Genomic DNA, 14,250 nt, shown 5'->3' with positions numbered 1-14,250 from the left:
AATAAATTCACATGATTATATGTTAAAAAACCCATTTTAAATAATGTGGTTAAAATAATTTAAATGGAGTGGTGTTATAATGAACAACATTTTAGAAATTATTAAAAATGGGACCCTAACTTATGAGCAAAAGGTACTAACTCTTGCTAGAGCAGCAGAAGACAGTATAGATGTTTTGAATATTGATAAGGATACTCAGCAGCTTCGTAATGAAGGAATAATTTGTGATCTTTTTGAAGGTCATGCACCTTATAGACCTAGGTATATTGTGCCTAATTACGAAAAGTTTATGGAAAATGGAAGTGAGTTTTTAGGACTTACACCACCAAAGGATATTTGGGAAGCTACAAATAGTTTGCTAATATTATATAGACATGTACCATCAATTTCTTCATTTCCAGTATATATAGGAAATATTGACACTCTTTTAGAACCTTTTGTAATAGATGAAGAACAAGCTTTTCATGCTATAAAATTATTTTTAACACATATAGACAGAACTATAACGGATTCTTTCTGTCATGGAAATATAGGACCAAAAGATACGAAAGCGGGAAGATTAATATTAAGAGCAGAGAGAGAACTTCAAAATGCAATTCCTAACTTAACTATAAAATATAGTACTAGTACCCCAGATGATTTTGCCATTGATGCAATTAACACTGCTTTAATTACTGCAAAACCAAGTTTTGCAAATCATGAAATGTTTTTTAATGAGTTTGATGGAAACTACGCTATAGTTAGTTGTTACAATGGATTAACTATTGGTGGAGGAAGTTATACTTTATCAAGATTAAATTTAGCTGGGCTTGCTAAAAAAGCAACAAATGAAGAAGAATTTATAAATATAGTATTACCAGATGCAGTAGGAAAAATGGCTGGTTATATGAAGGAAAGAATTAGATTCTTAGTAGAGGAAAGTGGATTCTTTGAGACTAATTTCTTATCTAAAGAAGGACTAATAAATAAAGACAGCTTCACTGCTATGTTTGGTATGTTTGGACTGGCTGAATGTGTAAATTATTTTATAAACTCTACTAAACTTGAAGATAAATTTGGTCACAGCGAAGTAGCTAATGCACTTGGATATAGAATCATTGAAAAGCTAGAAGTTGAGGTTAATAAATATAATGATCCTCATTGCAGTATATCTAAAGGTAAGTATTTGTTACATGCTCAAGTAGGTATTGATTCTGATATGGGGATAAGTCCAGGATGTAGGATTCCAATTGGGGATGAACCTGAGCTTCCACAGCATATAGTAGAATCAGCTAAATTCCATAAGTTTTTCCCATCAGGAATAGGTGATATATTTAATTTTGATAGTACGGTTAAGAGTAATCCAAACTATGTGTTAGATATTATTAAGGGTGCTTTTAAACAGCAAATGAGATATTTTTCAGCATATTCCACTGATTGTGATGTAATAAGGATTACTGGATATCTTGTAAAAAGATCAGATATAGAAAAATTACAAGCGGGAAAGCAAGTATTACAGGATACAGTAGCATTAGGACTTGGTGCAGTTGAAAACCAAAAAGTATTGGAAAGAAAGATTAGAAAAAATGGTTAAAGGGTTAGTTAACCGTATAATTCCATTTAGCTCTGTAGATGGTCCCGGAAATAGGACAGCTATATTTTTACAAGGGTGCAATTTTAATTGCCTTTATTGTCACAATCCAGAGACTATAAATGTTTGCAATAATTGTGGAGAGTGTGTAAGTGCTTGTCATTATAATGCACTAGAAATTAAAGGTATGCAATCTAAGCCATCTAAAGTGACCTGGGATAAAGATGCATGTACCAGTTGCGATGAATGTATAAAGATTTGCAAAAGAAATAGTTCTCCAAAGCCACTTAGTATGACTGTAGAAGAAGTTATAACAGAAATAGAAAAAAATAAAGTATTTATATCAGGAATTACAGTTTCAGGTGGAGAGTGTACTCTTCAAAGTGAGTTTTTAACAGAGCTATTTATAGAAGTTAAAAAGCTAGGGTTAACTTGTTATGTGGATACAAATGGTTCTATACCTTTATGGGAACATGAGGACCTTGTGGATGTTATGGATATGGCAATGGTGGACATGAAATCCTATGATAGTCAGGAGCACAAAATGTTAACCGGCATGGATAATACAACTGTTATAGAAAATATAAACTATTTGGCTAAGCTAAATAAAATTTATGAGATTAGGACGGTTATAGTACCAGAAGTGTTAGATAATTATCGTAACGTAGATGAAATTAGTAGACTTATTGCCTCTTTAAATCCAGAGATAAGATATAAACTTATAAAATATAGACAACTTGGGGTACGACTTGACATGGTTAACAGCTATACTCCTAATGATGAATACATGGATGAGCTGCAAAGGATAGCTATAAATAATGGTTGCAAAAATATAGTTTTAGTATGATTTATAATTAATAAAAGCCTCACATTTTGTGAGGCTTTTAATTTGTAGAATTATTGTAATATATATGATAATATAGTTATAATATGTTATTTGACAATTTATTTTATTGAATTAGTTACAGTACTAAATTTAAAAGAAAGAAGGGTGTTTAATGAGTGAAGTTAAAAAACTTAAAACAAGAGATGAAATTGATAGTAAGTATAAGTGGAATGTTTCAAAGATGTATGAAAGTTCAGTGCAGTGGGATGCAGATTTTGAAATTCTAAAAGTTAAAGCGTCAAATATGAAAAGGTTTTCAGGAAAATTAGGAAATGCCGAAGACTTGTTATGCTTTTTAGAAAGTAATGTAGAGGTTCAAAGGCTTTTAGAAAAGCTACTTGTATATGCACACTTAAGAAGCGATGAAGATACTGCTAAGGCAGAGTTTCAAGTGCTTAAAAACAAAGCAGATACTTATGCAGCACAAGTTTCAAGTATAATAGCATTTTTTATTCCAGAGCTATTATCATTACCAGAGGGAGCTGTAGAAGAGGAAATTTTAAAGCTTCCAGAACTTAAAGTTTATGAATTCTATTTGAAAGATATTTTAAGTCAAAAACCACATACATTAAGTTCAGAGGTAGAGGAAATTTTAGCCTCAGTAAGCGATTGTTTAAATGCACCAGGGAATATATTTGGAATGCTTACAAATGCAGATATGGTATTTCCAAATATAATAGATGAAGAGGGCAAAGAAGTAGAGCTAACAACAGGGAATTACAGTACTTTTATAAAATCAAAGGACAGAAGAGTGAGAAAAGATGCCTTTGAAACATTATTTAAAACCTATAAGGGTTATAAAAACACTTTAACAACATCTTTAACTTCTTCAATAAAGAGTTTTATATTTAATGCAAAAACAAGAAATTATAATTCTGCATTAGAAAGCTCTTTGAAACCTAATAATATTCCAGTAGACGTTTACCATAATGTAGTGGATACCATAAATAAAAATCTACCTTCACTTCATAAGTATGTAAGTCTTAAAAAGAAATTACTAGGCCTTGATGAAATTCATATGTATGATTTATATGTGCCAATAATTGATACTGTGGAAGACCACATAGAAATTGATGATGCTATTAAGATGATCTTAGATGGTATTAAGCCACTAGGAGAAGAGTATTTGAATATATTAAAAAAAGGAATTAGCGAAGGTTGGGTAGATATTTTTGAAAATAAAGGTAAGCGTTCAGGTGCATATTCTTCAGGTTGCTATGATAGCATGCCATATGTACTTTTAAATTACAATTACCAATATAATGATGTTTCTACTTTCGCTCATGAAATGGGGCACTCTATTCATTCTTATTACTCAAAGAAGAATCAACCCTATATATATTCAAACTATGAATTATTCTGTGCAGAAGTTGCGTCTACTACTAACGAGTGCCTATTAATTAATTATTTAATTGAAAATGAAAGTGATAAGAAAAAAAGATTATTTTTAATAAATCAGCAATTAGAGGGAATAAGGGCCACAGTGTTTAGACAATGCATGTTTGCGGAGTTTGAAAAAATAACTCATGAAAGCCTTGAAAAAGGTAAGCCGTTATCTCCAGATGATTTATGTGAAATATATCATGAGTTAAATGTAAAGTATTTTGGGCCGGAAATGGTGGTAGATGAGGGAATAGATATGGAATGGTCAAGAATACCTCATTTCTACAGAGATTTCTATGTGTATCAATATACTACAGGTTTTGCAGCTGCTAATTCTTTCAGTAAAATGATAGCTTACGAAGGTGAAAGTGCAGTAGAAAAATATAAAGAGTTCCTAAAAAGCGGTGGAAGTGACTATCCACTAAATATCCTTAAAAAGGCAGGGGTTGATATGTCTACGCCAAAACCTATAGAGGATACTATTAAAAGATTTGATGAATTGTTAGAGATGCTCGAAAAAGAGATATAGGGAGACATAAAAAGGTATATTATTGAATATATCTTTTTATTTTTATTATATGATATATGAATATACTAGCTAATATCAACTCTATTCAGTTTAATGTCATTGAGATTTGCATCTTATCAACATAATCCACTTCTTACTTACAAAATCATTATATTATATCTCGATAACACATAAATGCCTGCATCATAACATTAATTACATAAATTTATAATTTTTTTTAATATTGATGAACCTTTTACTAATATGTAATACACTCTTATTATATATATATGAACTCCAAAAAAAGAAAGGGGAGATGAAATATGGATAAGGTAGACTTGATAGAACACTTGCAGAGGATATCGTACAGGAATCATTTATTCAATGCTTTCACTCTATAAAAACATTAAAGAATATTAAAACTTTTGATGTATGGTTCTACAAAATAGTAACTAGAACAGGTTGGAGAACAGTTATAGTTTTATATTATTTTAATGATATGACTATTAAAGATATCTCAAAAGTCCTTGGATGTTTTGAAGGAACAGTTAAATCCAGACTTCATAATGCAAAAAAGCAGCTAAGACACATTATTGGAGAAGATGTAAAAGTGCCTGTTATAAAAACAAATTATACTGAAAAGGAGTGCGTAGATCATGGAAAATAAGCAAGACTTTGAAGAAAGAATTAGAAAGGAATTAAAATTAAAAGGTAATGAAATATATCCATCAGCTGGAAAAGGTACAATCTTAAGTGATAATGACCTCACAAAAAAGGTTGGATTTCAAGTTTTTTTCCCAAAAGCCCTTTGTAACGATATGAAGCTTACTTATAAATCTGAATCAATTCACCTAAATAAAATGACTTATGAAGATAATCAAAAGCTTCAAGCGAATATGCTTAAGGCAATTGATGATGAAGCTATATTTAATAGCCTATCTACCTATGCACCAACAAGAGGCGTTGAAGCACAATATATTAATGATAAAACTCAATTAAGTATTTCTATTGCGCCCATTTCAGTAGAAATAAAAAATCTACTTTCCTCATCCCCATCAATAAAAGTAGATTTAAATGGTACACTAGGCTATTGGCATGAAGTACAATTTCCATCATATCCTTTGATAGAGAAGAATGATATTACTCAACAAGATATGACTAAGAAGCCAACAGATATTAAAACTGCACATACATTTTTCTGGTCTTCAAATGAGGTCTACTACTCAATAGGTTTTCTCACAGACAATGAACTTTCAATGGATGAAACAGTAGCTCTTGCAAAATCCTTCATAGATCAATCTACAAAAGAATAAAAGTAAGGAGCTAACTTTGCAGTTAGCTCCTTACTTTTATGACAATATTCTTAATATTTTACATCGCTACTGTAAGTAGACAATGATATTGCACATCTTCTAACCTACATTATTTCTTTTTTATATACCAATATACAGGCAATCCAATCAAAGTTATTACAATTCCTATAAGTGCATTTGATGTATCAGTCATAAGCGTACTTACTAGAATATATATACCTCCAATAATTCCTACCATTGGAACTATTGGGTATAATGGTACTTTGTATGGCCTATCTAAATCTTTATGTTTTGTTCTTAATATAAAGATACCAGCTACTGCCATTGTGAAGAAAATCCATAAAACAAAGGTAACAAGATTTGTTAAGTTGTCAAAAGAACCACTGAATACATATAAACAAGCAAGTCCTATTTCGAAAACAAAAGCGTTTAAGGGAGTTTCATATTTTTCATTAACTTTTCCAAGGAACTTATTAAACGGTAAAAGTTTATCTTGTGCCATTGCAAAAGGTATTCTAACACCTGTCATTAGGTAGCCATTTAATGTTCCAAAGATTGAAATTAGTATACCGGCAGCGATAAATAGTGAACCGGATTTTCCAAATAAGATTGTTGCAGCTTCAGAAGCTACTTTATTAGAACTTATAATTGATTTTATAGGGAGTATGTTTAAAATTGCTAAGTTGAATAAAACATAAACTATTATAATAACGATTAACCCTAAGATTATAGAACGTGGTAGGTCTTTTTTAGGATTTTTAAGCTCTCCTGCTATATTGGCTACGCCTACCCAGCCATCATAGGCCCAAAGTGTGCCAAGCATAGCTGCTCCAAAACCAGCACCAGCGGCGATGTCTCCTACTGGCATTGAGAAACTATGAGCTGTTCCTTTAATAAGCCCTAAAGCTATGATAATAAAAATTGGAATTAGTTTTGCAATAGTTGCGACAAATTGAATTTTACCACCAAGTTTTGTTGATACAACATTTGCTATGGTGATAATTAATATCATGGATATTGCAAATAATTTTTGAGAAAGTCCACTCATAGGTATAAAATTAGTAGCTTGAGTTGCTAAGACTATTGCTAATGCAGCTGAAGCAGCAGGAACATAGACCACAGTTTGTACCCAGCCAAATAGAAAGGCCCACTTTTCACCATAAAGTTCTTTAAGATATATAAAGATACCTCCACTTTTAGGAATAGCGGCTGCAATTTCAGCTATTGTAAGAGCTGAGGCCATTGTAATAATACCACCTACTATCCAAGCAAGTATTCCGAGCATTGGAGAACCAGCATTATTAAAGACAATTGAGGGCTTAAAGAAAATTCCTGAACCTATAACCATTCCTACAACTATTGTTATAGCTTCTCTTAAACCAATTTCTTTTTTTAGTGTTTTAGGCAAATTACTGTTAGTATTTAACTTTTTTGATGCTTGCAAAATAAATCATCCTTTCTTTTTTAAGTTTTTTAGTAATGAAAATTAACTTTGAAAGATTGTCTAGCACATTAACTAAGATTTTCACAAGAATGATAAATCAGCAAATTTTCTTCTGAAATAATAATTAAATCATCATCTGCGATGCTGCAATATTAACAACTTTGGAAGCAGATTTAGACTACCACCAAAGTAACCTTTCCGGGCTAGACAACTGCAACTTATAGAAGATGGCAGACTTGAAGCTTCCAAAATGTTGTTAAAATATAAAAAGACAGGGAGTAAAAATGCATCAAAAATAATGCCTTCTTACTCCCTGTCCTTTTATCTGAAAGTTTCCTTAGAAATAATCTAAGTTGCTCCGTTGATGCCACATTTAAGTAGTCTCTCCAGGGGTATGTCAAATTATTGTATCGGACCTGAAAGTTTCGAAATAAACCTTGAGTAAAGTATTATTTCTTTCTTCTACGGTTATCTAAAAAGATATCTCCAATAATTATCATCCATAAATATATTTATATTATAATTAATAATTTTATTAATAAAGTTTACTAATGTCAACAAGATTGATTGTGCATTTAAGGGTTTTAAAAGGATATATTTAAACCATTGGTTTTATAGAATAAATATGTAAAAAATGTATGTGAATTTTGGAAGATATATTAATTCCTTTTGTTTGATAAAAAATATTTATATTACTTTATATTGAAAATTTGTAATTAGATTTGAAACGATTTTTTGGAATGTGTCGTCTATTTAGTGAAAGAGTAAAAATTGTATTGGAATATTAATGGATTTTACATTGAGATTATAATATTGGAGGGATTATTATGAAGTTTACAAAGAAAACAATGGCCATATTAATGTTAGGAATATTTATAACTGGAAATTCTATTTTAGCATCTGCAAGTACTACAAGTAATCTAATTAGTACGAGGAATGATACTAACGCTAAAATTCAAGGAATTAGCGAGAAGAAACCACAAATATATTTTGTCAGTGCAGAAGGAGTTGTATCAGATGTGAAATCGTCCTTAAGTGGATTTAGATTTAATATCAAAAACAATAAGTTGAATACTGGAATTAATGATAAAATAATACTAAATGTAAATGAGGATACCGAGATAATAAGTACAAAAGATGGTAAAAGATTAAGTGTAAGTGACATTAAAAATGGGATAAAAGTTAAGGCTTATTACGGACCAGCGGTTACTGCCAGTATTCCACCAATGAGCACTGCTACAATGATAATCGTAGAACAAGATAATGAAGAATGTGAATTATACAATTATGGAATAATTACTGATGTTTCTTTAATGAAAGAAAATAAGGAAATTCTAAAAGATAAGGATGATAAAAAAGATAAAGATGATAGGGACGATAAAGAAGATAAAGAAGATAAAGAAGATAAAGAAGATAAAACAAGAAAAGAGATCATGGCGGTTATGGATAGTGAAATAGATACTAACCTTATCATAAGTAAAAAAACTGAAATTATAGATAGCGAAACTGGCAAAGAAGTAAGCTATAAGGCTATAAAAAAAGGGGTTAGAGTGTTAGCCTATTATGATATTACAACTAGGAGTATACCACCTATAGCAACTCCTGAAAAAGTTATTATACTGTCTAAGAAACAAGATAAAGAATTAAGTGTTACAGCTACTGGGTTGAACAAGGATATTGATATTCTTGAAGGAAGCAAAAATGAGATTATGATATCCATTAAGGATGAAAAATATGAAGATAATATCTATAGTAGCATAAACTTTATTATAAATTCTAAAACTGAAATTATAAGCGAAAAAAGCGGTAAAAAATTAACAATAGACTCAATTAAAAATGATGTAAAAGTGAAGGTCTACTATGATGGGATACTTTCTAAAAGTCTACCTCCAATAGGAAGTGCGAAAAAAATAGTTGTTTCTGATACAGAATATGAAATGGGTACAATGGGAACTGTGGATAATATTTATACATCACAAGACAAAAAAGAAAACAGAATTGAAGTAAAAGGTGAAAGATTAGGGGAAAGTGGATTTGATAATATTGTTCTTAATATAAGTGAGAAAACTAAAATTGTAGATTTTAAAACAGGCAAACAACTTAAAGTAGATGATATTAAAAAGGGTTCTAAGGTTGTAGCATATTATGGGGGAATAGTAACTAGAAGCCTACCACCAATTGGGTTTGCAGAAAAAGTTGTTGTAATAAAGCAATATTAAAGCATGGAGGTAGAAAAAAACATAAAAAGGTTGGCAGTTTAATCTGTCAATCTTTTTTAACGTAACAAGTAGGGACGGTTAACAACTAATGATTGAAAATAACAATTGTAAATAAAGAACCAATGAAGTTTAAGTAATTTGAAAAACCAAATATTATGGCAAGTTGTTAGTGAATTGCTATTTGCTCATAGATATTTATTCTTATAAAATATATAATTAATATATAATGGTCATTAAAATAAATAAAAAATCAGCTTTAATTGATACAATGATCAATGATCATTGTATATTTATCATTTTAAACTTGGATTGTAATTATTAATAAAGTAGCATTATAAAAATTATAGGAGGAACAAAAATGAGATTATTGATTACAAACGATGATGGTATAAATGCAAAAGGGATATATGCATTGGTAAAAGAGCTTGAGAAGAACCATGAAGTAATTGTTGTGGCACCAGATAATGAGAGAAGCGCATGTGGGCATTCAATAACGCTTACAAGACCACTTGTTGTAAGAGAGGTAAAACTAGATGGGTTAATATCAAAAGCTTATAGTGTGGATGGGACACCAGCTGATTGTGTAAAGATAGCAATTAGTAAGCTCATTGATGAGAAAATAGACATGGTGATATCGGGTATTAACAAAGGCATAAATCTTGGTACGGATGTTTTATATTCGGGTACAGTTTCTGCAGCCATTGAAGCAGCCATTTATAAAATATCTTCTATAGCGATTTCTATGGAGGTTACGAAGGATATAGAAACATATGAAACGGCGGCTAAATACGCTAATGAAATATTGCAAAAGGCGCAAGAGAATAATATGGAAAGTGATATTGTTTTAAATGTAAATATTCCGTTACTACAAGAAAATGAAATAAAGGGCATTAAGGTATGTAAAATTGGTAGCAGACTATATAACAATTGTTATATAGAAACTATTGGTGAGAATAATGAAAAGAGTTACGAAATCAAAGGAAAAGTAAAGGATTTCCAAGAGGATGACTCTGACACCATATATTTTAAAGAAGGGTATGTTACCGTAACACCACTTCACTATGATTTAACTAACTTTAAAATATTAAATAAAGTAAGTCAATGGTTCTAATTCATAATTTTAAAAGGCTATTGGCAAGTATTCAATAGTCTTTTAAAGTCGTAATTATTTATTATTGACAAGCATTAGTTCATGTTTTATAATGAACACATGAACAATAGCTCATATGTTCATATGAATGGAGGTAAGAATATGGAAAAGAATATAGAGATTTGTACTTGTTCTACTATACATGAAGATATAGTGGAGAAAGTAAGAGCATCAATACCAAAGGAAGAAACTTTATATGATTTAGCAGAGCTTTTTAAAGTTTTTGGAGACAGTACAAGGATTAGAATTCTTTGTGTGTTATTTGAAACTGAAATGTGTGTTTGTGACATAGCAGCTCTTCTTAATATGAGTCAATCAGCTATTTCACATCAACTTCGTGTGCTTAAAAATGCTAGGCTTGCAAAGTATAGAAAAGAAGGCAAAGTTGTATACTATTCTTTAGATGATGAACATGTTAAACAAATTTTTGATCAAGGACTTACACACATAAAGGAATTGAAATAATATTATATAATAAAATACATAATAACTATTGAAAGTGGGGGATGAAATGGAGACTACAATAAAAAGGGAATTTATTTTGAAAGGGCTGGGTTGTGCTAATTGTGCAAATAAAATTGAAGCTCAATGTAAGAAAATAGATGGGGTGGTAGATGCCAATGTAAATTTTGTTAATAAAAACTTGGTACTTCAATTTCAAAATGAAGATGAAGAAAAGATATTAACTGTTATAGAGGAAGTAAAAAAGATAGTTAAGAGGTTAGAACCAGATGTTAAAGTTATACCTAGCACCATAAAAAAGATTGAAAATCATGACAAACAGCATAATCATAGTCATACTCATGATCACGATCATAGCCATTCACATACACATGATGATGATGAAGAGAATAACAAAACTAAAATTATAACTTTTTTAATGGGGGTAGTACTTTTTACCATAGCAATTATATTTAAGTTTAACAATTTAGTTGAGTTTGCGCTATTCTTTACAAGTTATTTATTGATTGGTGGAGAAGTACTTTTAATAGCTATAAAAAATATATTAAGAGGTCAAGTCTTTGATGAGAATTTTTTAATGGCACTTGCTACTGTAGGAGCTTTTTCTATTGGACAATTTGCAGAAGGCGTTGGTGTTATGCTTTTTTACCAAGTAGGGGAGTTTTTCCAAGATGTAGCTGTAAATAAATCACGAAAATCCATAACAGCACTTATGGATATCAGACCTGACTACGCAAATAAAAAAATTAATGATGAGATTGTAAAACTAGATCCAGAGGAAGTACACATTGGAGATATTATCATAGTAAAGCCGGGAGAAAAGGTGCCTTTAGACGGCATTGTGATAGAAGGGAAATCATTGATAGACACAGCTGCATTAACTGGTGAATCTGTGCCAAGGGAAGTTAAAAGTGGAGATGATATTCTAGCTGGATGTATAAACAAAAATGGATTGTTAACTATAGAAGTAAATAAAGAGTTTGGACAATCAACTCTAGCAAAGATTTTAGATTTAGTTCAAAATGCCAGTAGTAAAAAAGCACCAACAGAAAAGTTTATAACTAAATTTGCAAGATACTATACCCCCATTGTAGTTATTAGTGCAATGATCCTTGCAATATTACCACCTCTATTAATACCTGGGGCTACTTTCTCAGAGTGGATATATAGAGCACTGGTATTTCTAGTAGTATCTTGTCCTTGTGCTTTAGTAATATCTATTCCACTAGGGTTCTTTGGAGGAATAGGTGGGGCATCTAAAAATGGTATTTTAGTTAAGGGTGGAAACTATTTGGAGGCACTAAATAACGTTGAGGTTGTTGTTTTTGATAAGACAGGAACACTAACTAAAGGAGTATTTAAGGTTACAGAAATACATGAAGAAAGTGATATAAGTAAGGAAGAATTATTGGAATATGCAGCCCATATAGAAAGTTACTCAAATCATCCAATTGCAATATCAATATTGAAAGCATATGATAAGGCTGTAAACAAAGAGGATATTAGGGATTTTGAGGAAGTAGCTGGGAAAGGCCTTAGAGCTAATATAAGAGGAAAAGATGTTATAGCTGGTAATTCCAAACTAATGGATAGTGAAAGCATTTCCTACAGCAAGGCTGAAAATGTAGGTACTATAATATATATAGCTATAGATAAAAAATATGCAGGTAGTATTATAATTTCTGATGAGATAAAGGAAGACTCTATTCACGCTATAGAAAGTTTAAAGTCTATGGGAGTTAAAAAAATAGTTATGCTTACTGGAGACAACAAAGATATAGCTTCTAATATTGGAAAGAAGTTAGGTGTAGATGAGGTTTACTCAGAACTTCTTCCACATGAGAAGGTTGAAAAGTTGGAAACTCTAGATAAACAAAAGTCTCCTAAGGGAAAGATAGTGTTTGTAGGTGATGGAATTAATGATGCACCAGTTTTAGCTAGAGCAGATATAGGAATAGCTATGGGTGGGGTAGGTTCGGATGCGGCAATAGAAGCAGCAGACATAGTAATAATGACTGACGAACCTTCAAAGATTGCTGAGGCTATAAAGATTGCTAAAAAAACAAAGTCCATTGTAATGCAAAACATTATATTCGCATTGAGTGTAAAGATAGTTATTCTAGTTTTGGCTGTCTTTGGAATTTCAACTATGTGGGAAGCAGTTTTTGGTGATGTAGGAGTTGCTCTAATTGCAGTTTTAAATTCTATGAGGGCTATGAAAATTAATTAAATCATCTTCTGCGAAGCTGCAATATTAACAACTTTGGAAGCAGATTTAGATTGCCACCAAAGTAACCCTTCTGGCTAGGCAACTAGCACTTATAAAAGATGGCAGACTTGAAGCTTCCAAAATGTTGTTAAAGTATATTATTAAAACCGTAAAATAAAGTTACTTAGACTTTACTTTACGGTTTTTTTATACAAAGCATTATTAAACTAAAAATTTAAACAAAATTAATTTAACACGGATCTCTAAGTTTCTCTATATGAACAGCAATGTATGCAACTTCATCAGGTGAAACATCTAAATTTAATTCCGATTCTATAAGTTTGCAGACTTTTTCAGCCAAGGAATAGGATTCAGCATACTGTTTCTTGACAATATCCAGTAGTTCATTCCTAATTGGGGAATTGTTAAGTAATCTTTCAATGGCAAAGCGAATATGAGTTATAAATCTAGCATAATCAATTGATTTCTTATCAACCTGTAAATTTAAACTATCTTCTATAAGCTCTATGATTGAATTAGATAAGAAACAATATTTTATAGTATTAGATAACTTACCCTTGTTTCTAGCAGAATGAATATGTAGTGTAATGAAGCCTATTTCACCATCTGGAATTACAATATTCATCTTCTTTTCAAGCATGGAAACAGCTTTTCTAGCTATTTCAAATTCTCTTTTATATAGTGTTTCAGTTTCTACTAAAAATGGATTTTCAATTTCATCATTTTGTTTAAGTCTTTTTAAGGTGAAAGCAATATGATCTGTAAGTGAAATGTGTATTTTTTCATTTAACTCTTCGTTAAGCTCTTTGGATATCATAAATATAATCTCTTCGCATAGGCCGATTAATTCATCATCAACAGTGGTCACAAGTTCTTTGAAGTTATTATAATTAGTTTTATCATCCAAAGAAAATACTTTATCTATTTTTGTATCAGAAGAGAGTATTTCACCTAAATGTTTCCCAAAACCTAAGCCTTTTCCAAATAGTATTTTTTCTTTCTTTTTTTGTGTAACTAATAAAACATTATTATTGAATACCTTTTGTATTGTATAATCAGCTTTAAAAAGGGAACCCATAACCTTA

Annotated in this window: 11 protein-coding genes and 1 riboswitch; of the genes, 9 read left to right on the top strand and 2 right to left on the bottom strand. The window is 30.8% G+C overall.

Going from position 1 to position 14,250, the window contains the following annotated elements:
• Positions 1-79 precede the first annotated feature (79 nt).
• The 5 genes from LGK97_RS10065 to LGK97_RS10045 all read left to right on the top strand — a co-directional run bounded on the left by LGK97_RS10065 (position 80) and on the right by LGK97_RS10045 (position 5,660).
• On the top strand, positions 80-1,573 hold the full coding sequence (locus LGK97_RS10065) for a YjjI family glycine radical enzyme (RefSeq protein WP_226259634.1): 1,494 nt from the start codon (positions 80-82) through the stop codon (positions 1,571-1,573).
• On the top strand, positions 1,566-2,417 hold the full coding sequence (locus LGK97_RS10060) for a YjjW family glycine radical enzyme activase (protein ID WP_226259669.1): 852 nt from the start codon (positions 1,566-1,568) through the stop codon (positions 2,415-2,417). Before LGK97_RS10065 ends, LGK97_RS10060 begins: the two co-directional genes overlap by 8 nt.
• 151 nt (positions 2,418-2,568) lie before the next feature.
• On the top strand, positions 2,569-4,368 hold the full coding sequence (gene pepF, locus LGK97_RS10055) for an oligoendopeptidase F (RefSeq protein WP_226259633.1): 1,800 nt from the start codon (positions 2,569-2,571) through the stop codon (positions 4,366-4,368).
• Positions 4,369-4,708: 340 nt separating this feature from the next.
• Entirely contained in the window at positions 4,709-5,014 is a 306-nt protein-coding gene (locus tag LGK97_RS19945; protein WP_319001560.1) for an RNA polymerase sigma factor, read from the top strand.
• The gene (locus LGK97_RS10045) at positions 5,004-5,660 is read left to right on the top strand and encodes a hypothetical protein (protein ID WP_226259632.1); all 657 of its coding nucleotides are present in this window, start codon (positions 5,004-5,006) and stop codon (positions 5,658-5,660) included. Before LGK97_RS19945 ends, LGK97_RS10045 begins: the two co-directional genes overlap by 11 nt.
• Before the next feature lie 109 nt (positions 5,661-5,769).
• Here LGK97_RS10045 and LGK97_RS10040 read toward each other — a convergent pair whose 3' ends face one another.
• Positions 5,770-7,104, bottom strand: coding sequence for an APC family permease (locus LGK97_RS10040; protein WP_226259631.1), 1,335 nt, complete (start codon positions 7,102-7,104; stop codon positions 5,770-5,772).
• A gap of 303 nt (positions 7,105-7,407) precedes the next feature.
• Positions 7,408-7,504, bottom strand: a riboswitch (glycine riboswitch).
• Positions 7,505-7,931: 427 nt separating this feature from the next.
• Here LGK97_RS10040 and LGK97_RS10035 point away from each other — a divergent pair.
• The 4 genes from LGK97_RS10035 to LGK97_RS10020 all read left to right on the top strand — a co-directional run bounded on the left by LGK97_RS10035 (position 7,932) and on the right by LGK97_RS10020 (position 13,165).
• Positions 7,932-9,323, top strand: a complete 1,392-nt coding sequence (locus tag LGK97_RS10035) for a hypothetical protein (RefSeq protein WP_226259630.1) — start codon at positions 7,932-7,934, stop codon at positions 9,321-9,323.
• Between the two features lie 358 nt (positions 9,324-9,681).
• Positions 9,682-10,434, top strand: coding sequence for a 5'/3'-nucleotidase SurE (gene surE, locus LGK97_RS10030; protein WP_226259629.1), 753 nt, complete (start codon positions 9,682-9,684; stop codon positions 10,432-10,434).
• A 141-nt stretch (positions 10,435-10,575) separates the two neighbouring features.
• Positions 10,576-10,938 carry an ArsR/SmtB family transcription factor gene (locus LGK97_RS10025; protein WP_226259628.1) on the top strand — a complete coding sequence of 121 codons (363 nt, stop codon included), beginning with the start codon at positions 10,576-10,578 and terminating at the stop codon, positions 10,936-10,938.
• 46 nt (positions 10,939-10,984) lie between these two features.
• The gene (locus LGK97_RS10020; RefSeq protein ID WP_264175010.1) at positions 10,985-13,165 is read left to right on the top strand and encodes a heavy metal translocating P-type ATPase; all 2,181 of its coding nucleotides are present in this window, start codon (positions 10,985-10,987) and stop codon (positions 13,163-13,165) included.
• A 229-nt stretch (positions 13,166-13,394) separates the two neighbouring features.
• Here LGK97_RS10020 and glcT read toward each other — a convergent pair whose 3' ends face one another.
• The gene (glcT, locus tag LGK97_RS10015) at positions 13,395-14,243 is read right to left on the bottom strand and encodes a glucose PTS transporter transcription antiterminator GlcT (protein WP_226259627.1); all 849 of its coding nucleotides are present in this window, start codon (positions 14,241-14,243) and stop codon (positions 13,395-13,397) included.
• Positions 14,244-14,250 lie beyond the last annotated feature (7 nt).

This window comes from Clostridium sp. CS001 (assembly GCF_020443565.1).
Taxonomy (GTDB): Bacteria; Bacillota; Clostridia; order Clostridiales; family Clostridiaceae; genus Clostridium_AD.
The sequence above is the reverse complement of the archived record's forward strand: the minus strand, read 5'-3'. Positions and strand labels throughout refer to the sequence as shown.